General features: G+C 60.9%; 23 protein-coding genes and 2 tRNA genes. 13 read left to right on the top strand and 12 right to left on the bottom strand.

Going from position 1 to position 19741, the window contains the following annotated elements:
* The first annotated feature begins 138 nt into the window (after nt 1-138).
* The 4 genes from QZ408_RS06735 to QZ408_RS06720 all read left to right on the top strand — a co-directional run bounded on the left by QZ408_RS06735 (nt 139) and on the right by QZ408_RS06720 (nt 4654).
* Nucleotides 139-1080 carry a M28 family metallopeptidase gene (locus tag QZ408_RS06735; protein ID WP_292490498.1) on the top strand — a complete coding sequence of 314 codons (942 nt, stop codon included), beginning with the start codon at nt 139-141 and terminating at the stop codon, nt 1078-1080.
* 145 nt (nt 1081-1225) lie between these two features.
* Entirely contained in the window at nt 1226-2107 is an 882-nt protein-coding gene (locus tag QZ408_RS06730; RefSeq protein WP_292490459.1) for a class I SAM-dependent methyltransferase, read from the top strand.
* Between the two features lie 421 nt (nt 2108-2528).
* The gene (locus QZ408_RS06725; RefSeq protein WP_292490458.1) at nt 2529-4034 is read left to right on the top strand and encodes a glutamine synthetase family protein; all 1506 of its coding nucleotides are present in this window, start codon (nt 2529-2531) and stop codon (nt 4032-4034) included.
* Nucleotides 4035-4339: 305 nt separating this feature from the next.
* Nucleotides 4340-4654 carry a hypothetical protein gene (locus tag QZ408_RS06720; protein ID WP_292490457.1) on the top strand — a complete coding sequence of 105 codons (315 nt, stop codon included), beginning with the start codon at nt 4340-4342 and terminating at the stop codon, nt 4652-4654.
* Nucleotides 4655-4741: 87 nt separating this feature from the next.
* Here QZ408_RS06720 and QZ408_RS06715 read toward each other — a convergent pair whose 3' ends face one another.
* Complete coding sequence (locus tag QZ408_RS06715) at nt 4742-5476, bottom strand: flavodoxin family protein (RefSeq protein ID WP_292490456.1); 735 nt, start codon at nt 5474-5476, stop codon at nt 4742-4744.
* 230 nt (nt 5477-5706) lie between these two features.
* On the opposite strand from QZ408_RS06715, the gene QZ408_RS06710 reads away from it, so the two are divergent.
* Nucleotides 5707-6093, top strand: a complete 387-nt coding sequence (locus tag QZ408_RS06710) for a DUF4440 domain-containing protein (protein ID WP_292490455.1) — start codon at nt 5707-5709, stop codon at nt 6091-6093.
* A gap of 261 nt (nt 6094-6354) precedes the next feature.
* Here the strand turns inward: QZ408_RS06710 and QZ408_RS06705 are convergent, their stop codons facing one another.
* Complete coding sequence (locus QZ408_RS06705; protein ID WP_292490454.1) at nt 6355-6990, bottom strand: VTT domain-containing protein; 636 nt, start codon at nt 6988-6990, stop codon at nt 6355-6357.
* Nucleotides 6991-7297: 307 nt separating this feature from the next.
* On the opposite strand from QZ408_RS06705, the gene QZ408_RS06700 reads away from it, so the two are divergent.
* From QZ408_RS06700 to QZ408_RS06685, 4 genes are all read left to right on the top strand, one after another.
* Nucleotides 7298-7735, top strand: a complete 438-nt coding sequence (locus QZ408_RS06700; RefSeq protein ID WP_292490453.1) for an LUD domain-containing protein — start codon at nt 7298-7300, stop codon at nt 7733-7735.
* A 596-nt stretch (nt 7736-8331) separates the two neighbouring features.
* On the top strand, nt 8332-8529 hold the full coding sequence (locus tag QZ408_RS06695) for a hypothetical protein (RefSeq protein ID WP_292490452.1): 198 nt from the start codon (nt 8332-8334) through the stop codon (nt 8527-8529).
* Nucleotides 8526-9068, top strand: coding sequence for a mechanosensitive ion channel family protein (locus QZ408_RS06690; RefSeq protein ID WP_292490451.1), 543 nt, complete (start codon nt 8526-8528; stop codon nt 9066-9068). The genes QZ408_RS06695 and QZ408_RS06690 overlap by 4 nt, the downstream gene beginning before the upstream one ends.
* Before the next feature lie 437 nt (nt 9069-9505).
* Nucleotides 9506-9847 (top strand): hypothetical protein, encoded by a 342-nt coding sequence (locus QZ408_RS06685; RefSeq protein ID WP_292490450.1) that lies wholly within the window; start codon nt 9506-9508, stop codon nt 9845-9847.
* Between the two features lie 285 nt (nt 9848-10132).
* Here QZ408_RS06685 and QZ408_RS06680 read toward each other — a convergent pair whose 3' ends face one another.
* Together QZ408_RS06680 and QZ408_RS06675 are read right to left on the bottom strand one after the other, a co-directional pair.
* The gene (locus tag QZ408_RS06680) at nt 10133-11602 is read right to left on the bottom strand and encodes an RNB domain-containing ribonuclease (protein ID WP_292490449.1); all 1470 of its coding nucleotides are present in this window, start codon (nt 11600-11602) and stop codon (nt 10133-10135) included.
* Nucleotides 11603-11790: 188 nt separating this feature from the next.
* Nucleotides 11791-12600 carry a class I SAM-dependent methyltransferase gene (locus tag QZ408_RS06675; protein WP_292490448.1) on the bottom strand — a complete coding sequence of 270 codons (810 nt, stop codon included), beginning with the start codon at nt 12598-12600 and terminating at the stop codon, nt 11791-11793.
* Between the two features lie 165 nt (nt 12601-12765).
* Here QZ408_RS06675 and QZ408_RS06670 point away from each other — a divergent pair, with 165 nt between their 5' ends.
* Nucleotides 12766-13422 carry a hypothetical protein gene (locus QZ408_RS06670; RefSeq protein ID WP_292490447.1) on the top strand — a complete coding sequence of 219 codons (657 nt, stop codon included), beginning with the start codon at nt 12766-12768 and terminating at the stop codon, nt 13420-13422.
* A gap of 51 nt (nt 13423-13473) precedes the next feature.
* On the opposite strand, the gene QZ408_RS14860 is transcribed toward QZ408_RS06670, so the two are convergent.
* From QZ408_RS14860 to QZ408_RS06650, 5 genes are all read right to left on the bottom strand, one after another.
* Entirely contained in the window at nt 13474-13710 is a 237-nt protein-coding gene (locus QZ408_RS14860; protein ID WP_365995708.1) for a DUF1722 domain-containing protein, read from the bottom strand.
* On the bottom strand, nt 13711-13839 hold the full coding sequence (locus QZ408_RS06665) for a hypothetical protein (protein ID WP_292490446.1): 129 nt from the start codon (nt 13837-13839) through the stop codon (nt 13711-13713).
* 99 nt (nt 13840-13938) lie between these two features.
* Nucleotides 13939-15303, bottom strand: a complete 1365-nt coding sequence (locus QZ408_RS06660; protein WP_292490445.1) for a PFL family protein — start codon at nt 15301-15303, stop codon at nt 13939-13941.
* Nucleotides 15304-15312: 9 nt separating this feature from the next.
* Nucleotides 15313-15585, bottom strand: coding sequence for an ACT domain-containing protein (locus QZ408_RS06655; RefSeq protein WP_292490444.1), 273 nt, complete (start codon nt 15583-15585; stop codon nt 15313-15315).
* Nucleotides 15586-15698: 113 nt separating this feature from the next.
* The gene (locus tag QZ408_RS06650; protein ID WP_292392383.1) at nt 15699-15821 is read right to left on the bottom strand and encodes a hypothetical protein; all 123 of its coding nucleotides are present in this window, start codon (nt 15819-15821) and stop codon (nt 15699-15701) included.
* A gap of 211 nt (nt 15822-16032) precedes the next feature.
* Here QZ408_RS06650 and QZ408_RS06645 point away from each other — a divergent pair, with 211 nt between their 5' ends.
* The 3 genes from QZ408_RS06645 (at nt 16033) to QZ408_RS06635 (ending at nt 18010) form a co-directional block, all read left to right on the top strand.
* Nucleotides 16033-16524: a putative immunity protein gene (locus QZ408_RS06645; protein WP_292490443.1), complete on the top strand. Its 492-nt coding sequence runs from the start codon at nt 16033-16035 to the stop codon at nt 16522-16524.
* 401 nt (nt 16525-16925) lie between these two features.
* The gene (locus QZ408_RS06640) at nt 16926-17339 is read left to right on the top strand and encodes a hypothetical protein (RefSeq protein ID WP_292490442.1); all 414 of its coding nucleotides are present in this window, start codon (nt 16926-16928) and stop codon (nt 17337-17339) included.
* Between the two features lie 173 nt (nt 17340-17512).
* Complete coding sequence (locus QZ408_RS06635) at nt 17513-18010, top strand: shikimate kinase (RefSeq protein WP_292490441.1); 498 nt, start codon at nt 17513-17515, stop codon at nt 18008-18010.
* A gap of 98 nt (nt 18011-18108) precedes the next feature.
* On the opposite strand, the gene QZ408_RS06630 is transcribed toward QZ408_RS06635, so the two are convergent.
* The 3 genes from QZ408_RS06630 to QZ408_RS06620 form a co-directional block, all read right to left on the bottom strand.
* Nucleotides 18109-18182: transfer RNA gene (locus tag QZ408_RS06630), tRNA-Val, on the bottom strand.
* Nucleotides 18183-18184: 2 nt separating this feature from the next.
* Nucleotides 18185-18255: transfer RNA gene (locus QZ408_RS06625), tRNA-Gly, on the bottom strand.
* Nucleotides 18256-18441: 186 nt separating this feature from the next.
* Entirely contained in the window at nt 18442-19635 is a 1194-nt protein-coding gene (locus QZ408_RS06620; RefSeq protein ID WP_292490440.1) for a hypothetical protein, read from the bottom strand.
* Nucleotides 19636-19741 lie beyond the last annotated feature (106 nt).

Genomic DNA, 19741 nt, shown 5'->3' with positions numbered 1-19741 from the left:
CCCGGATCTCACCCCTCTCGTCGTCCGGGCGAAAGTATATGTATTATCGCTCCCAATCCGGCGTCTTTGGTGTGATCCTTCATGGGACGCGATCTGGCGCGCGACCGATACCCCCGACAGCATGCCCGTCCCCGGAGGGTGTTGCCCTGTGCCCTGCTGCTTGCCTGCCTGGCCCTCTTCCTCACGGCCGTTCCGGTAGGCCTCACCGGCGCACCCCTGGGACGTGGACAGCCTGACCCCGCTATCGCGGAGATCATCGGGGAGGTCAACGAATCCGAACTCCAGAATACGACGTATGACCTGCAGGCGATCCCGACCCGGGAGTTCGGGTCGGAGGGTAACCGGGAAGCAGGGGAGTACCTTTATGCGAGGCTTGCCGGTATCCCCGGGCTCGAGGTGGAGTCCCAGGGAGGTGAACTCAACAACGTCATTGCCACGCTCCCCGGGGACGGCAACACCTCTGACGATGTCGTCATCGTGGGGGCGCACTACGACAGCACGTCGTCGGACCCGGCCCGGGCGCCCGGGGCTACCGATAATGCCTGCGGGGTTGCGATCGTCCTGGAACTCGCCCGGGTGATGAGCGGGCATTCGTTTGACCGGACGGTGCAGTTCGCGCTCTGGAACGCCGAAGAGGAAGGCTCATACGGCAGCGTCGACTATGCGGCGCGCGCCGCGGATACGGGGGTCCCGGTGGTGCTCTACCTCAACTACGACTCGGCCTGCTATGACCCGGAGAACCGCTCCGTCCTCGATATCATGTACGACGAGCGTTCCGCGGATATTGCAGCGCTCATGGCGGACCACAACACCCTCTACGCCACAAACTTCACCCTGACCCGGAACAGGCACACCTGCGAATCGGACCATACATCCTTCCAGGCCCGGGGATTCCCGGCCTTGATGACGCACTCCGAGAACCACGGTCCGGCCCATACCCCGGACGACACCATCGACCACGTCTCGTTTGAGTATGCGGCGAGGAACGCCCGGCTCGGCCTCTCGGTGCTCGCGAAGGTGGCCGGGCTCCGGGGGGATGAGGATGGTGCCGCCATCCCGAAGGCCCCGGTCGCCGGATAACGGGTGCGTCATCACGGCCGGCACACCCGCCCGGGATCGGCGGGGTTGCCGCCTCCTTCCCGGAGACGGGTTCCGTCAATGAATATATGATAACAATTGGTGTTTTAAACCGTGTTTTTATTAACTCTCCCCTGCTACATAATGCATGGTCGGATCAGGCGGATATGATGGGATAGACTGGAATGAAGTCTGGCGCTCCAGGATGGAGGTGAGCACCGCCCTGAAACGGAACAGGGGATGTTCGGACTTCTGGAACAATCGCGAAAGGGCCGGGAGACGTGCCCCCTCTTCTGCCGGGGACGACGACTGTGAACGGGTCCGCTGGGTCACCTCCTCTCTTCCGGTCACCCCGGGGTCCCGTATCCTCGATATCGGGGCCGGTACGGGCGCGATCGCGATCCCCCTCGCCCGGCGGGCGGCGGCGGTCACCGCGGTCGAACCGGCGCAGGCGATGCGGGAAGTGATGGAGCGGGCGGTCAGGGAAGCGGGGATCGAGAACATCACCATCGTGGGCAGGCACTGGGAGGAGACCGACCTGCAGCGCGACCTCGACCCGCCGTACGATGTCGTCTTTGCGTCGTTCTCTCTCGGGATGCCCGACCTCAGGGGAGCGATCGAGAGGATGAACGAGGCCTGTTCGGGTACCGTTGCCGTCTTCCATTTCGCCGGGCTGCCCTACTGGGAGCAGATCATGCTCGATCTCTGGCCGGACCTTCACGGAGTGCCGTATCTCCCGGGGCCGAAGGCCGAGATCATCTTCAACCTCCTCTACCGGATGGGGATCTACCCGGACGTCTCGGTCTCCTCGTACGAGCACAGGCTCACCGTTCCCGACCTCGATGCCGGGGTGGACGCACTCAGGGGGAGGCTCCTTGTCGAGACCCCGGAGCAGGAGGGTATCCTCAGGAGATACCTTGCCGCCCGCCTCATCCCGGGAGGCGACGGGCTGGTGCTCGGGCACCGGGTGCACCGTGCCTGCCTCAGGTGGGAACCGCACCGTCAGGGAGGCGGGCTCCGCGCCGTCTAAATGTTCCAGGAATCCCGTGCCGCTCCTTCGCGATCTTCGCGGCTCTGCACACCGGACGGTGGAGAAGCAGCGGCAGGCCTCACGCGAGGCCGCGGAGGCTGTGCGGTCCTCGGCGGCCCGCCTCAGGCACCGAGACCTCTGAATAAGCGCCGAGACCTCTGAATAAGATGGCGCGATGCATCGAGCCCCCTCGAAGACCGGACCTGCCGGGCCCGCTGTTGAATCGGTGTTATTCATCGCGCGGCACGGAACGGGTGCGTTCCGGGGGCTGCCCGTACCCTGCATCCGGGGTAAAATCCTGCCGCCGACCCGGGTGAAGCCCGGGGTTCCTCTCGAGCACCGGAAAACCCTGGTCTTCGATTGGAATGGTGCGCGGAGGAGAGTACGCTTTTTATACGGCTGAAACCAACGTTAAAAAAATATGAGAGATTCTGAGATCCTGATGAACCCAAGCGATCTGGTCTGTTTTCTCAAGAAGGATCCGGCGGAGTTTACCAGGGAGGATATTATCCGGTTCTGCGAGACGAACCGGATTGAGATGGTCAACTTCCGCTACGCCGCCGAAGACGGCAAGCTCAAGACCCTCAACTTCGTCATCTCCTCAAAGGAGCACCTTGACACCATCCTTTCAGACGGCGAACGTGTCGACGGCAGCAACCTCTTCTCGTTCATCGAGGCAGGAAGCAGCGACCTCTACGTGATCCCCCGCTATCGCACGGCATTTGTCAATCCCTTCGCCGAGGTCCCGACACTCGAGATGCTCTGCTCCTTCTACGACAACGACGGCAAACCGCTCGAGAGCTCGCCCGAATACGTGCTCCGCAAGGCTGACGAAGAGTTCACCCGCCGGACCGGGTGCACCTTCAAGACCCTCGGCGAGCTCGAGTACTACGTCATCAGCCCGCGGGGGGACCTCTTCCCGGGCCGCGACCAGAAGGGCTACCACTCGGCCGACCCCTTCGTCAAGTTCGCGGACCTGCGGGATGAGGCGATGCGCCTCATCGCCCGGGCCGGCGGCAGGATCAAGTACGGCCACTCAGAGGTCGGGTGCTTCTGCAACGGCGACACCTACTACGAGCAGCACGAGATCGAGTTCCTGCCGATGCCGGTCGAGCAGGCGGTCGAGCAGGTGATCATCGCCAAGTGGATCCTGCGGATGCTCGGCAACCAGTACGGCGTCGAGATCAGCTTCGCCCCGAAGATCACCGTCGGCAAGGCCGGGAGCGGCATGCACTTCCATATGCTCGTCGAGAAGGACGGCCGGAACCTGACGGTCGAGGACGGCAGATTAAGCCCGCTCGCCCGAAAGATGATCGTCGGTATCCTCGACGCCTCCGACGCCCTGACCGCCTTCGGGAACAGTATCCCGACCTCCTACCTCCGCCTTGTCCCCCACCAGGAGGCGCCGACAAGGATATGCTGGGGGGACCGTAACCGCTCGGTCGTGGTCCGCGTGCCCCTCGGCTGGATCGGCGCGGACGGCATGACACACGATGCCAACCCCTGTGAGGCCCACAGCCGGGAGGATCGGCCGTCGAAGCAGACGTTCGAGTACCGGGTTGCCGACGGTTCGGCCGACCCCTACCTGACCGTCGCCGGTCTCGTCATCGCGTCGCTGCACGGGATCGAGATGCCCGGCGCGCTCGAGGCGGCCGAGAGGCTCTACGTCAGCGGGAACATCTTCCGGCCCGAGTTCAAGGAGCGTCTCGCGGAGTTTAAGCACCTCCCCGCCTCCTGCGTCGAGTCGGCCGAGGCCCTCGAGGCGAAGCGGGCGATCTTCGAGAAGAACGGGATCTTCCCGGCGGGTATGATCGACAGCCGGATCTCCACCCTGAAGGCCTTTAACGACCGGGGGTTGAGCGAGAAGATCTACGGCAACAACGAAGCGATCCGGGAACTGGTCGAGCAGTATCTTCACGTGGCGTGAGAGCCCGGTCTATCCGGGCTCCTGCGGAATACTTTTTTGACGACCGGCATCGGCCGGTATGGTTCGGTGCCCCGTTCTCCATCCGTGCAGCATGAGGCTACGCCGCGTGGAGTCCTGTCCATGCTCTCCGTCCCGGCACTCGCGGGTCCGGTATGGGTAAGGTATTATTAGGAGGGGATCCAGAGGGGGTGGCTCTCCGGGGTGAGGCGGGGTCCTGGTCCGGGGGAGGAGACGGCCCCAATGAATAGCGGGAGGCCGTGCAGAACCGCGGGGATCCCGCCCGCCCGGGTGGCGGAGGAATGCATATGAAAGGTGGAGCAGAAGAGAGGATGTCAGGAGAGCCGGGACCGGTCACGTTTACGTGCTACCGGATCACCCCTGGTGAGGAGGAGGGTGCACCTGGAGAGGATATGAGCGCCTACAGCGTCGTGGTGCTGCTGCCCGGCGGGGAGTTCAGGCACCAGGTCGTCTGGGCAGGGGCCCCTGAGGATGTGGGTGATGCAATCAGGGTCCCTCCCGGTTCGAGGGTGATCATGACCGAGATGGCGAACGCACTCATCTGGGACAGCGGGCCGGCGGAGGCTGAGGAAGCGGCCCCGGAGGCCGCGCCGGCTCGCTGAACCCTTTTTCGGCCGTCTCACCCCGTTCCGGGGACCAGGCCGGGATACTCGTACGTGTACCGGGCGCGAGGGGTATGGCAGGAGGGGTTATGATCTCCGGTTCGCCGCGATGGCTCCATCCATGAAGGCGTTCGCGTTCACGAGGAAGATCTCGACGTAGTCCGGTGTTGGGATCAGGGGCTCTTCAAGGCGCTGGCCGGTCTCCGGCGAGATCCGTCCCTCTCTGACGACCTCTGCACCGGCCCGCCGCAGCAGGTCCCGATAGGCGTCGACGAACGGTTTCAACTCTTCGTCCTGGAGCAGGCTCCCCGCTCCCCGGTAGATCTCGCCGACGAACTCCGTATGGTAGTTCCTCGCCATCCTCCTGGTGAGGAGACGGAGCACCTGGAAGTGGCTCTGTTCGGGGAACCCGCAGTTTGCGATCATGACAAATTTCGGTGCAGGTTTTCTCCCCCGGGCATGGCAAACCTCGCCGTTTGTGTCCTTCTCGAAGTGGGGGTCGCCGGCCGGCAGGAGGCGGTCGATGAAGTTCTTCATGAGTCCCGAGACGTTGTCGTTATGGAGCGGCGTGGCAAATACTGCCACGTCGGCGGAGAGGTACTTCTCCAGCAGCTCCTCCATCCCGTCTGCCTGGATGCAGGCTCCGGGGGTCTTCAACCAGCAGGAGAGGCAGCCCAGGCAGTGCCCGATCTTTTTTCCGGCGAGAAAGACGTTCTCGACCTCCGCCCCCGCACCCTCTGCCCCGGCGAGGAACGCCTCGACCATGACGTGCGTGTTGCTCTGCTCCGCACGGGGGCTCCCGTTAAAGGCTATAATTTTCATCGGGCATCCCTCTGCGATAGAGCCCTTAAAGTTATTGGGGTGGGATGAGACACGGGCGGATAAAGGTACTGGCCGGGTCCGACACTTCTGTTCCGGGACGGCCCTGAGGAACCCCTGCCGGATCTCCTGGTCCCTCTTTCCGGGAGGATGTGCAGCCCCCGCATACCATTAAATATCCCGATGGACCCTGGTGAGTCCGAACGTATACGACGTTCTACTGAGGATAGGATATGGTTGCTGATGAAGTAAGGAAGGCCATCGATACAAATAACAAGAGATTTTCTGAAGGATTCCTGAAAGGGGATGCCTCGATAACGGCATCTGTCTTTGCCGAGAATGCTGTAGTCTTCCCCCCGGACGCTCCCATGGTCGAGGGCAGAGGGGCGATCGAGGAGTTCTGGAGAGCGGTCATAGCATCGGGCGTGAAGGGGGTAGAATTAACCACGATCGAGCTCTCCGGGATCGGCGATTGTCTGCACGAGAGGGGAACGGGCATCCTCAGGATCCGTCCCCCGGGTGGAACGCCTGCCGAGCAGAAGATTAAGTTCGTTGTCGTGTGGAAACATACAGCGGATGGCTGGAAGAATATGTGGGACATCTGGAATACCTCTCCCTGACACGAGGAATTTTCGAGTGTTACAGGTTTTTTGCGGTATTGCCGGTGAATAATAGCCGGGATTAGGGCCGCAGTCTCAGGGCCGAAAAACCCGGGATGCTCTGGTTACCAGGGGTCTCCCTCCCCCGTCAGGAGATATGCGACGCTCCGAAGCGCAATCGAAGGGGGTGTGAGCGCAAGCCTTTCGACGTGTGGTTATACAGAACGGCAACAAAATGCCGGAACACTATAACTATGGAATCCCCACCACAACCGATCGATATTACACCTTTTTGAGCTCGAGGATCGTGGAGCCCACCCCGATCAGGGAGACCACGACGATTGCGAGTATGACTATGTTGAAGTGCTCGGATATCACGGGGAGGTTCCCGAAGAAGTAACCTGCCAGAACGAATCCTGAGACCCATAACGTTCCCCCGGATACATTATACACGACGAACCGGGAATAGTCCATCTTCCCTGCTCCAGCAAGGAACGGCGCCAGGGTCCGGATGAATGGGATGAACCTGGCTATAACTATCGTCTTCCCGCCGTACTCCTTGAAGTAGGCCTCGGTTCTTTCGAGGTATTGTCTCCTGACGAAGGGGATGCCTCTCGATATTGAGCGGACACCAAAGGACCTCCCGATCCAGTAGTTCATGGTATCGCCTGCAATTGCTGCGAGAGCAAGCAGTGTGGTGGCGAGGAGGACGTTGAGGTCTCCGTGTGCGGAGATCGCGCCTACGAGGAAGAGGAGCGAATCGCCCGGGAGGTAGGGGGCGATGACGAGCCCCGTCTCGAGGAATACTATAAGGAAGACAAAGAAGTACGCGAATAACCCGTACTCTTCTATGAATAGAGGCAGGAAGGCATCGAAGTGTATGGCGGTGTCGATGATACACTGAGCTTGCTCAAACATTCGATCCCTGTTCACGCTCACATCTAAAATCTTTGCTGTGCCGGTACCGCCGGACTTCCTTTGAGCCCGCTCCCGGACTGCCGGGGTAGGATCTGCCCGTTCGGGGATTCGACGGCCCCCCGGGCCGGGTAGTCGGGGAGCCGACGCCCTCCGGGAACCGTCCCGGGCCGGCGAAACTGGACCCCGGTCGGCCCGGCGTGCCCATGCGGACCACGGGGTTCATCCGGCGGCCCGGTGCCTGCCCTGCGCGGTTCGGCCCATGCAGAAGTATATGTGGGATGACGTCCTCCCGTGCCCGGGTGATCAGATGGCAGATGCAACCCAGCAGATGGCGAAAGATACGAAATACAGTGCGGTCAACCTGTTGAAGGATGCCGGGGTGGATGCAGGGCGATGGAACCGGATGCCGGACGACGCGACGATCGAAAAAATGGTTGAGGCGATCGAGGCCCGGAACATCAGGGTGATCCTCGTGGATACGGCCGAGGAAGCGCTCCGGGCCGTCGTCGACCTGCTGCCCGGGGGCGCCGAGGTGATGTACGGCTCCTCGACGACCCTGGCCGAGATCGGGTTTGACCGGGTGATCAGGGAGAATCGGAAAGGGTGGCGGGATTACCACGCGGTCATCACCGCCGAGAACGATACGGAGAAGCGGCATGCGCTCCGCCGCAAAGGCGTGGCCGCCGACTACTTCCTCTCCGGCGTGCAGGCGATCACCGAATCGGGCGAGATCGTGGTGCGATAAGGGCGGGAGCCGGATGGGGCATGGCCCCACGCCGCGGCCCACCTCGTCCTCGTCTCAGGCGTGAACAAGACCGTGCCGACCATCGACGACGCGCTCCGGCGGTGCCGGATACGCTCTGCCTCTTGAGGACCAGCGTTCTCGGCGCGTCTACGGCACCCCAGTGCGATCGGCAAGATGCGATCCTCGCCAGAGAGTTCGAGGATGGGAGGATAACCCTGGTCCTGGTCCGGGAACAGCCGGTTACTGAACCGGGCGGCCCGTGCATTCAGCCGCCAGGTGTGCAATCTCTGGAGCAAGCGGCATCCCTGCGACGGGATAATCCCGCCTCCCTTTGAAGTGCGGATTTGATCATGATCACGACGCCTGTCCGGTGTGCCCCGGCGCTGCGAAGATCCTGCCGCACCCCGGTCTGACCCTGCGGTGGGGTGCAGACGTGGCTATGGCGATGCTCCTGTCCTTTCGCCCATCCGGCCGTGTAGTATTATCTGATCTGCCACGCCACTTTTCAGCATGGAGATCGTAGATATCCTCAACACTACTACCATTCCGCTCTCTGAGATTACACTTGAAAGGTCATCCTCGCCGTGATCGTCGCCGTGATTGGGTGGATCGTTGTGAGGGTGCTCATCTCTGCCTTCACAAAGGCGCTCTCCCGGGCTTCACACCTGCCCGAACTGGTCATCGAATTTCTTGTCCGCTTCCTCTCGGTTCTGCTCTACGTGGTCCTCGTCCTCGTTGTCCTCGCGACGCTTGGGATCGACGTCTCCTCTGTGGTGCTCGGGCCTCGGCGGTGATAGGGCTCATCCTCGGCTTCGGCCTCCAGGACACCATCACCAACCTCGCCGCCGGGGTCTGGGTGGCGGCTCTCCGCCCCATCGACAAGGGCGAGTTTGTCGAGATCAAGGGCATCTCCGGGACGGTCACATCTGTCGGGATCATGGCGACCGAGCTCGTGAAGGCCGACAACACCTACATCACCATCCCAAACTCCCTTGTCTGGGGAAGCCCGGTGATCAATTCCAGCCGGATGGATACCCGTCGTGTCGAGGTCAAGGTCGGGATCGCCTATAACAGTGACCTTGACCTGGCAATCAGGGTCGCCACCGACCTGATGGCAGCCCACGAAGCGGTACTCCCATCGCCAAAACCGGCGGTCGTCGTCAGCGAACTGGCTGACTCTTCGGTGAACCTCTCCCTGCGGGCATGGACAGCAACGCCGGACTTCTGGCGGGTGCGGGGTGACCTGACCCGTGACGTCCTCCGGGCATTCCGTGGGAATGGGGTTGAGATTCCCTTCCCGCAGGTGGACGTTCACCTGGATAGGATGCAATAGATCTCTTCTTTTTTGCGAATTCGCTACCGGGGTCCTCTCGGTCCGGCGGGACCTCCCATGGGCATCGTCTCCGGGATTTGAGGGGTCTCTCTCCCTCCAGGCAGGGGTTCTGACGACCCCTGTTCCCGGTATGGAATGCCTGTCACCGGGACATTATCTGAACAGGTCCATTCCTGCCTGCTTTGTGGGATGACGGACCGGGTTCAGGGTGCGGCGACCTGGACACCAAGCCGGGGCTGAAAAAACCCCTGGTCGCCCCCGGTGTGAGGGGGTGAAGTCACATATAGTTCCGTCTTCCAAAAGTTAAGCAGGCAACACCTGTTAGGAAAAGGAGCAATAATATTTGTTAAATTATCATAAAATGCTCTAAATTTATTTAATTAAAAGGAGGTTATTTATAGTGAAAAGGTGTAAATAGGTATAATAGAGGTAGATTTGTGGCAATAACCGCGATAATGAACATAATCGGTGGACTGGTACTGTGTGCAGGAATTATAGGGGCCCTGCCTGTTCTCGGTGGCTTCCTTGAGAAGGCAGGCAAGTTCCTGGGCGGTTTCCAGGTCATCATAGGGATTATCATGATGATCCTCGGACTGCTGGGGATCGCCTCACTGCAGGGCATAGTTGCCTTCCTGGTAGGGGTCATCCTCCTGACTGGTGCGTTCCACGTGATCCCGGGTCTCGGTGTGTATCTCGAGAAGTTCGGTACGTGGCTGGGCGGCTTCCAGACGATCATCGGTGTTATCGCAATAATCATCGGTATCCTGGGGCTTCTCTGAACGGTTCCACCTTCAGGAGTAGAAGGGGGCAGGGCGGGAACTCCCCGGGCTGAAAGCCCCCGGTTGAACGCTAAACCCTCCTTTTCGTATGAAAATGCCCCACCCTTTTTCATCCGGTATGCATGTGGCCCTGTGGGCATCATGTGGTTTTTTCAAGACCGGCATCGTCTTTGACGCTATTTTCTTAGTAGATCTAAATGGAGTGCCGGTCTTGAAGAGAGATGGGACACTATCATCGTGAATACTCGCCGCCCGGCCCCGACCAGGCCCCGGGAGGCCCCTCCCTCACCCGGCGCGTTCGAAGTCGATGAACCCCCGGTACGGGTCCGTCGCCACCAGGCGGACCCGCACTCTCTGGCCGACCCGCAGCTCGTGCTCGCCGAGCACGACCTTCCCTTCCGCCGGCGGGTCGATCAGCCTGACGTAGGTCCCCTTCTCCGAGGCACCGGTGACGAAGGCCTCGAACGTCTCGCCGATCCTGTCCCGGAGCAGGACCGCGGCGGCTGCCTTCCGGACGAAACGCTCGACCTTCTGAGAGGCTTTCTCGCGGTCGGTCATCCGGAGGGCGAGGTCGTCGAGTTCGGCGGGCGTGTAGGGCGGGTAGCGTTCTTTGCCGACGACCGATTTTATCAGTCGCTGGATGATGAGGTCGACGTAGCGCCGGTTCGGGGCGGTGCCGTGGGTATAGTCGGTGACGGCGAGGGCGAAGTGGCCGACCGGGATATCCCCGGGCCGGAACGCCACGTACTCGCCCGCCCCCATCAGTTTCACCACCGTGAGGGAGAGGTCGGGGAAGCGGTCGGGGTCGGCCGCCTTCTGCCGGATGAGGAACCGCGTGAGCGCCCCCGCATCCGGCCCGGCAGGGAGGATCTCGCCGCGTTCCGCCGCCTCCCTCGCGATCCCCTCCCAGTTCTTCGGTGTGCGGACGACCCGGTGGATCATGGGGAGGCCGGCTTCGCTCAAGAACACCGTCACGGTGCCGTTCGCTGCGACCATGAACTCCTCGATCAGGCACCGCGCCCGGTTCTGCTGCTGGATGGCGAGACCGCTGACCCGTCCGTCCGCCATGACCGGTTCGGCCTCGATCGTCTCGAGGGCGAGCGCTCCCTGCTCCGTCCGGCGCCTCTTCATGCGCATCGCGGCCCTGTCCTGGAGGAGGACCTGCTCCGCGAGGCCCGGCGTCTCCCTGACCGCCCGGGGGATAGGGCCGGTCCCTTCCAGCCAGTCCCCGACCTCCTCGTAGACGAGTTTCGCCCGGTTCGTGACGATCGCCCGGTAGATGTCGCCGGATTTTACGCTCCCGTCCGGGAGAACGGTGTACTCGATGACGATTGCCATGCGATCCTCTCCTGGGAGGAGCGAGGTCGCGCCCGCCGAGAGGCGGTCGGGCAGCATCGGGAAGGTCTCGACGCCGGTGTAGACCGAGGTCCCGTTGTGGGCGGCATGCCGGTCGACCGCCGATCCTACCGGGACGTAGAGGTCGACATCGGCGATCGCGACCCTGACCTGGATCTCGTCGCCCGGCCCTTCTTCGCAGACTTCTATCTGGTCGAGATCCCGGGAATCGTGGTTGTCGATCGACGACCAGAGGAGGGACCGGAGGTCGCGGGGGTTGCTGGGGGTGTCGGGAAAGACTCTCTCGCCAAGGGCGCCGACTTCGCGGAGGACGGACGGCGGGAAAGCGGGGATAAAGCCGTACTGGTCCATTGCCGCCCACGCGATGGCGTTCAGGTCGACGTAGGGATGGTTCTGCATCTGGTGGAGAGGTTCATCTGAGGGCTTATAAAGTGTCCGGGAACGTGAGCCCCTCCGGGAGAACCGGTCTGCCGTTTCATGAGCCTCTCCGGTGTCAGGGCTGCGAAGTGTCCCGGAGGTGCAAAGACTGTGGACGGTGGAGCGAAGACGCGTTCTCCGACGCTGATCGCTATCGGCCGGTCATCTCTTCATCCTTTACCCACCAGACCGCGGCGCTCGGCCTTACCGTCGTCTCGACGTACTTCCCGGACTCGCTCCGGGAGAGACCCGATCGAAGTACTCCCGACGGGCGTGAGGTCCTCCTGGTCGGGGCTGTGCCTCGCTGCCCAGGTCCGGGCGGCCTCTTCAGGGGAGTCGTAGACCGCGTCCCAGACGGCGTGGTAGATCCGGACGTTCGGATAGATCCTGGCGTCGTCGAGGATGTTGACGGGATGGATGTAGTCCGGGTACCCCTTCCGCATGGCTGCTTCTTCCCCGAGGATCGCCCGGTACAGCGCCATCTCGCCGGGGCCCCGCCACTCGCCCGCGTGCCAGAAGAGGTAGACCGCCCGGAGCGCCGCGGCGGCGAGGTCGTAGAAGTCGAGCGAGAACGCCGCGATGACGACGCCGTGCGGCTCGACATCTCTCCCGATCACGGCGTCCTCCCAGCGCATCGTAACTGTGGAGTAGTTGGTCAGCCCTGCGGCGGCCATCTGCTCCCGGATGACAGCGGGCGTGCCTCCCGAGGGGTCGAAGGCCGTCACGTTGGCGGCGGTGCAGGCGATCGGTGCGGCAAGACATCCCGTCCCCGCACCCACGTCGGACACGGTGTCGCCGGCCGCGAGGTTCAGGAGTGCGAGTTCCTGCTCCGCCGCCCGCTTCTCGCCGCGGGTGGCCCGCCGGTAGGCGGCGGCGCGTTTATCCCAGACGGCGGCGGGATCGCGATCCCTTGCGGCATGTTTGGGCGAGCTCGCATGGATCGCTTTCCAGAGCTCGTTCCAGGCGATGATCCGATGCATAACAGTTCCTCTCGCCCCGGAATGTTATAAGCGCTCGCCCGCGGCAGCGCCGGGAGCCAGGGGGGATGCCCATGGCTGTCGGGGATACGGGACTGCAATGTTCCATGCGGCCCTGGGAGTATGTTCATATCGGATGACGGTATTCTGTCGTGCGAAGGACCGCGTATGCCCCTCGCAGATTATATCGGCAGGTACTGGACGGGTGCCGAGGTCATGTACGGCGTGATCATCGCCATGACGTTCACCAGCGTGCTGCGGGGATATCCGGAGATATCCGGGCTTATCGTCGGGAGAGTCGTAGTTGCAGCCCTCTTCTGCTGCATCGCCTGGGGTATTGCGGACGGGATGTTTTACATCTGGGAGCGGAGCTACATCATCCGGCAGGAGAACCGCATCATCGAGTATTCGCGATCCGGTGAGCGGAGAGGTCCCGCCCTCTCCCTTATAGGAGAACAGCTGGATGATACGGTCCTCCGGAATATACCCGAGGGTGACCGGCTCCAGTTCTACGAGAGGCTCTCCCAGTTCCTGTCCGGCGTGGAGAACCGGAAGAAGATGTCTCCCCGTGAGGCGGCGACGATCATCCTCGGCACCTTCCTCCTCTCCGCGGGGGCCGGCGTGATCGTCGTCTTGCCGTTCTCTGTCATAGGTGATGTCGGGCAGGCCCTGGCTGTCTCGAACCTTGCAGGGATCTTCCTGCTCTTCGGTATCGGCTACATGAGGACGCTTGATCGGAATTTCTTCTCGAAAGTGCTGTACGGGTTCGGGTCATCGTCCATCGGGATCATAATCGCAGTGATAACGGTTGTGCTGGGCGGCTAGAGATGCCCGGGAGACAGTGAGTGCGGCTTCCTGTCGGGAGCAGGGATGCGATTACGTTGGCGAGTCTTCCCTGGTATTCCAGACATCTCTTCCGCGATCGGTGATCTTTCCCGGCAGATCTACGAGTTCGGCGGGGTATGGAGCGAAGAACGATTGGTGCATCAGGTATGGTTCCTGGAACCGGATCACCCACGAACGTAGCAGGTTGCGGGGTTCACTCAGCTTGGCGTGGCCGTGCCTGTAGCGCTCAATCAGTCTGATACGATACGCTCTCTCCTCATCTGAGATTCAGCCCCTGAAATATCCGGGGGTATGCCGGAGGACGTTGATGTTGCCGGTATAGCGGGGGACCCGCGCGAGCGCCGCCCAGAGCATCACCAGCGCTGCTGTGGGTTCGAGGTTGGCAGGTTCCGGCATGGTCGATGATAAGGCGAGGCGTGCTGTCGGTCCAGGGTTTGGTGGAGAGCGTCGACGTGCCGCCGGAATTTGGGAAAAAGTGGACCGAACCTCCTGCAATCAGTTCTTAAAACTGTGAATCGGCGCGGGGATCCGTCCGCCGCGGTTTATGAAGTCGGCGCAGCCGAACCTGTTTATCCTCTGGACGGGTGCATGCCCGAGCAGTCCGCCGAACTCGACGGTGTCGCCGACATCCTTTCCTATCACCGGGATCAGCCGAACAGCGGTCGTCTTCTGGTTGATCATCCCGATTGCAGCCTCATCCGCGATGATACCGGATATGGTCGAGGCGGGTGTGTCGCCCGGAATTGCGATCATATCGAGGCCGACCGAGCATACGCAGGTCATCGCCTCGAGCTTCTCGAACGTGAGGGCGCCACGGTTCACCGCATCGATCATCCCCTGGTCCTCGCTGACCGGGATGAATGCACCCGAGAGCCCGCCGACAAAGGAACTCGCCATGATCCCTCCCTTCTTCACCTGGTCGTTTAAGAGAGCAAGAGCGGCCGTCGTCCCCGGTGCACCGACCGACTCGAGCCCCATCTCCTCGAGGATCCCGGCGACACTATCCCCGACGGAGGGTGTGGGGGCAAGAGAGAGATCCACGATCCCGAACGGGATCCCGAGCCTCTCCGATGCCTCCTGGGCGACGAGCTGCCCTGCGCGGGTGACCTTGAAGGCCGTCCTCTTGACTGTCTCGCAAAGGACCTCGAAGTTCTCTCCCCTGACACCCTCGAGTGCATGCTTGATGACGCCCGGGCCGCTTACGCCCACGTTAATAACTGCATCGGCCTCGGAGACACCGTGAAAAGCCCCGGCCATGAACGGGTTGTCGTCGGGGGCATTGCAGAGGACGACCAGTTTCGCACAGCCAAGAGAGTTATGCTCCTTCGTCGCCTCGGCTGTCTCCCGTACAATCTCCCCCATCAGTTTTACGGCATCCATGTTGATCCCGGTCTTTGTCGAGCCGACATTTACCGAGCTGCAGACCCTCTCGGTCGAGGCGAGAGCCGCCGGGATTGAGCGGATGAGGGCTTCATCGGCCGGGGTCATTCCCTTCGAGACGATGGCCGAGTATCCCCCGAGGAAGTTGACCCCTGTATCCCTTGCGGCCCGATCAAGCGTCTTTGCAACCTCTACGAAATCCTCCGGGGACTTGCAGGCTCGCCCGCCGACAAATGCGATGGGGGTTACGGATATTCTCTTGTTTACAATCGGGATCCCGTAATCGAGTTCAATCTCCCTCCCGGTCGAGACGAGATCCTTTGCCAGCCGGGTGATCTTATCGTATATATTCCGGTTTAAGGTATCGAGATCGGGGTCGCAGCAGTCGAGAAGGCTGATGCCGAGCGTGATGGTTCTCACATCGAGCTTCTCCTGCTCGATCATCTTGTTCGTCTCGTTTACCTCGAAGATAGTGATCATAAATGTCCCTCAGATACGGTGCATTTTCGTAAAAATGTCCTCCCGCTGGCACCGGACTTTAACGCCGATATCATCGCCGAGGTCTTCAAGTTCGATCACCATTTCGGCATACGGTTTTGTTGATCCGCTGGTATCGACGATCATCATCATATTGAAGTACCCCTGCACGATCGTCTGCGAGATATCCTCGACATTGACTCGGTTTTCGGCAAGATACGTGCAGATCTTCGCGATAATTCCCACTGCATCTTTCCCGACGACGGTGATGATTGTCTTGCTCATGCTCTCTCCTGTCCTTGTGCTGGTTATTGATTGAATGTGCCGGTGATTCAAGGTTTGCCGGGGAGCATCGTCGCAAGATCGTTCACCCGCAGAGCCCTGACCGCGGAGCGGTGTTATCCGGCTTCTTCCGGTGCCCGCCGGGCCCGCCCGAAGACGATCGCGAGAAGGAGGAAGACGGCCCGGGCCGCCGTTCTTCTGAACAGGCGATGGTGCCGGGTGAAGCGTTCATGCACCATAATTCAATCCCTCTGCGGCTGCAGCTGTGGGGGATCGGGTGCCCTGTAGGAGGGCCTGCCTGTTCTGCGGAGCGGCGCTCGTACGTGAGGGCGGGTCCGTGTAAGTCAACTCGCGTTGACTTAGAAGAGGGGTGTCGGTGCTATGTCAACATAGGTTGACGTAGCCTTCCCTGTGGTATCTCAAAATACTGGAGGCTCATACCACCTGCTTGTGAAGAAGTACAGCAGAGAGGATCAGATGACGATGGCAGCCTGGGCCGCGGACTGCGCCGAGCGGGTGCTCCCGCTCTTCGAGACGGCGTATCCGGAGGATAACCGGCCGCGAAACGCCATCGAAGCATGCCGGGCGTGGGTCAGGACAGGTGTATTCAGGATGGCTGAGATCCGCGGGGCGTCTCTCGCCGCCCATGCCGCGGCCCGCGGCGCGAAGGATAACGATGCGGCCTGCTTTGCAGCGCGTGCAGCAGGCCAGGCGGTGGCGACCGCCCACGTCCCCCAGCACGCCTACGGGGCGGCCTACTATGCGCTTAAAGCCGTCGCGGCGGCGGACCAGGCCGGTGCTGCGGCTAAGGCTGCTGCGGAGCGGGAGTGGCAGGCAGGAAGACTTCCGGAGGGGTTGAGGGAGGAGATCATGGAGAGGATTGCCGTTCAGGTACGCGGGGGAAGGGTTTCTATCAAACTGAGGAAGGATGAGGGGTTTTGAGGATTTTGTTTTTGTTAATGATATGGGGACCGTTTTCCTGCGGTGAGATCGTGAGGGGAACGATACCATAGCGTTCTTTCTTCCTTTTCAGTGGTGCATTGCGAGGGAGGTTGTCCCAAAACACCGTTACTAGGAGGAGGGGTGTTCCCTCCCGGCCCCTCTTCTGAGTGGTGATACCCAATGGGAAGCCGTTTCACCCTCCTTGCCCTGAATATGGTTCAGATGGTAGAATCCTCGGAGGTGAGTGTCTCGATCAGGGTGTGCTGAAGGTTTATAGATCTTTTTGGGACGACCTCAGGTGTACCGTTGACCTTAGACCCGGCAAACGGCCTGAACTAAACGTTCTACGCGGTTGAACCCTCGTGTATTACTCTTATCTATGTGTGGGTTAATTGAGATTCATGGCGCAAGAGGAGCTCCCGAGGGATCAAGGGACTGATACTGCAAATGATGAGGTGGGGAATATCGATGTAGAAGAAGATCTTGAAGAATTGTCGATGACCAGAGTTTTGTACGAGGATTATGGGAACGAAGTGATTAAATTTTCAGAGTTGTTTGATTACTATTGTAGGACCGAAGAGGATCCCAAAGAAGGGGAGTATTTTGCCCTTTGTAATCTCTGTATTCATTTGTCTCCGCTTTTTTCAAATGAAGATATCCCATGGTTCATAGGAGGAGGGACTGACTATTTTGAAGCATGCAAAACGCTGGGGATCCCCCCCGATTCACCGAAACCCTTTCAGAAGCATTATCGTGTCATAGTCGACGACTATGATCTGGATGAAGATATGTTAATCCTTTACCTGCTTCGATAATTTTTAGGCAGGGCCTGCCTCTCCATCATGGATGGCGTCCAGGATCTCGAATTTCTGGTATGTCGAAGCGTCATGACCGTAGATGAGGGATGATCACCCGGACAACCTTCATCTTCCTCGGAATCCCACAGAGATATCAACGAACCCTCTGTCCCTCGGGTTCCGGGAGCAGTATGCATCACCACAACATCATTCTCATCGGCATGCCCGGTGCAGGGAAGAGCACCGTGGGCGTCATCCTGGCAAAATCCCTCGGGATGCAGTTCATCGATACGGATATCCTGATCCAGGAGCGGACCGGGAGGATGCTCCAGGAGATCCTCGACGGAGAGGGGCCGGATACGTTCAAGCGGATCGAGGAGGAGGCGATCCTCTCCCTGCATCCCTGCCGTGCAGTGATTGCGACGGGCGGCAGCGTGGTCTGCAGCGGGGCTGCGATGGCACACCTGAAGTCGGCAGGGGCGGTCGTATACCTGGAGATCGCGTACGAGGAGATGAAAAAGCGGCTCAAGAACATCACGACCCGAGGGATAGTCCTCCTTCCGGGCCAGAGCCTCCAGGGGATGTACGACGAGCGTGCGCCGCTCTACGAGAAGTATGCCGATCTCACCATCGCGTGTTCGGGTGAGGGTCTTGAGTCTGTGGTCGGGAACGTGATCGAAGCGCTGTGAAGAGTCCGGATGGCGCCCGGATTCCGGTCAGTTTGTGTACGACGTCAGAACAGGAATAGGCCGAGATTGTCTCGTTTCAACGCAAAAGCCGTTAAGGATGGGCTCGTCGAGATTCGAACTCGAGATCTCTGCCGTGTGAAGGCAGCGTCATAACCAGCTAGACCACGAGCCCCATGCATCGACCGGGAATTGAACCCGGGCTATTGGCTTGGAAGGCCAAAGTCATACCACTAGACCATCGATGCGTACTGGTATGTCTATACACCTCTGGCGCTATGCGTTATTAAGATATCCCTGAATGCAGGGGCCCCGCCCACCGCCGCGGAACCCGGCGCCTGCTCCCTGCAGCCCCCCGGCCGGTCTGACGGTAGTCCGCCCGGCGTGCCGCAGGCTGCCGGGCGGTTGGGCGGTTGGGCGGTTGGGCGGTTGGTTCACCCGGCCACCCCGGGTGCTGCAGGCGCGAGCGGGGGCGTCCCGTTCGCCGCGGTGCCGGCGGACCGGTTGCCCGCCTCCTCCGATACCGTCAGGACGAACGCCCCCCGGTCCTCAAGGGGCGAGACGACGATGACCGCCTCCCCGTCCCTGTTGACGACCTTCTCCATCCAGAAGCCCCGGTCGTTCGTGTACGAGACCAGGCCCGGGTCGCGTGTACCCACCTCGTAGTAGGCGGCAGACCAGGGCAGGAGTTCCTGCTCGGGGAACGAGTGCGACGACACGGTCTGCGTGCTGAGGTTGACCCACCCGGCCCCCTGTGGGTACCGAGTGATATCGATGCCTGCATACCCGAACGGTGGATTGGCCCCGTCTGCATCGAGGTAATTGGCGACCACCCAGCGTTTGAAGACGTCCTCAAACGACTCTGCAAACCCGTATCCCGCAAGCGTCGTGGTGACCCCCTGCATCCCGGGGAGTTCGTTTGCCACGAGGTCCTTTAAGAACACCTCGTGGCCGGGATACCCCGAACGATCTCCGTAGTTCTCCGCAAGGTAGAGGATCCAGAGGAAACTTGCCCCGTAGTGCGCCCCGGTTGTCTCGTCATCCGAATGGTGCCACTGGCTATCGGTCACCACGAGAGGGGTGTCGGGGAGACGGGTGAAAGACCGGACGTTTGCCCGGTTCTGGGTGCCGAAACAGAGGAGTTCCGCATACTCGCTGCATCCTTCGCTGATCCACGTCCTCTCATGGGCGTCGTGGGAGTGATGGATGAGGTGCTGGTACTCGTGAGCGAGCGTCGACTTCCTCTTGGTCCCCCACTGGTCGATATCCAGGAAGACGACATCTATCTTGTTTTTGGTGCTCCCATCAAAATATCCTGCCGTGGCGGCACTCGTGCTGTTGTAAAGGCTGTCGTCACGGATGTCGAGCAGCACGATGTACACCCTGGGATCCCTGTCGACGCCCGTCTCGTTGCCGAACGTCGCCGTAACCACGGGGTATATGGTATGATCGAAGGCGTTCATGAGGTCCGCAGCCTCCCTCTGTGCAAGAGGCCAGCCTTCCTCGACAAACACGTAGCAGTGCTCTCCGATCCCTACACACGTTGCGTTGACGATGTAGTCCTCGTTGGTCACAAAATTAGTGCAGATAAAGGTCCTCCGGTCGCCGGGCGTGTAGTTATATGCCACTCGCACGTCCCCGCTACTCCCGTTCACCGTATACGGAAACGGGTCTCCCTGGTCCTCGTGGACCGCACTGATGAGAGAAACTCCGTCAGGCCATACGGTATCGTCC

Source organism: Methanoculleus sp. 10, from assembly GCF_913757945.1.
Classification (GTDB): Archaea; Halobacteriota; Methanomicrobia; order Methanomicrobiales; family Methanoculleaceae; genus Methanoculleus.
This window is presented reverse-complemented; position numbering and strand designations above follow the sequence as displayed.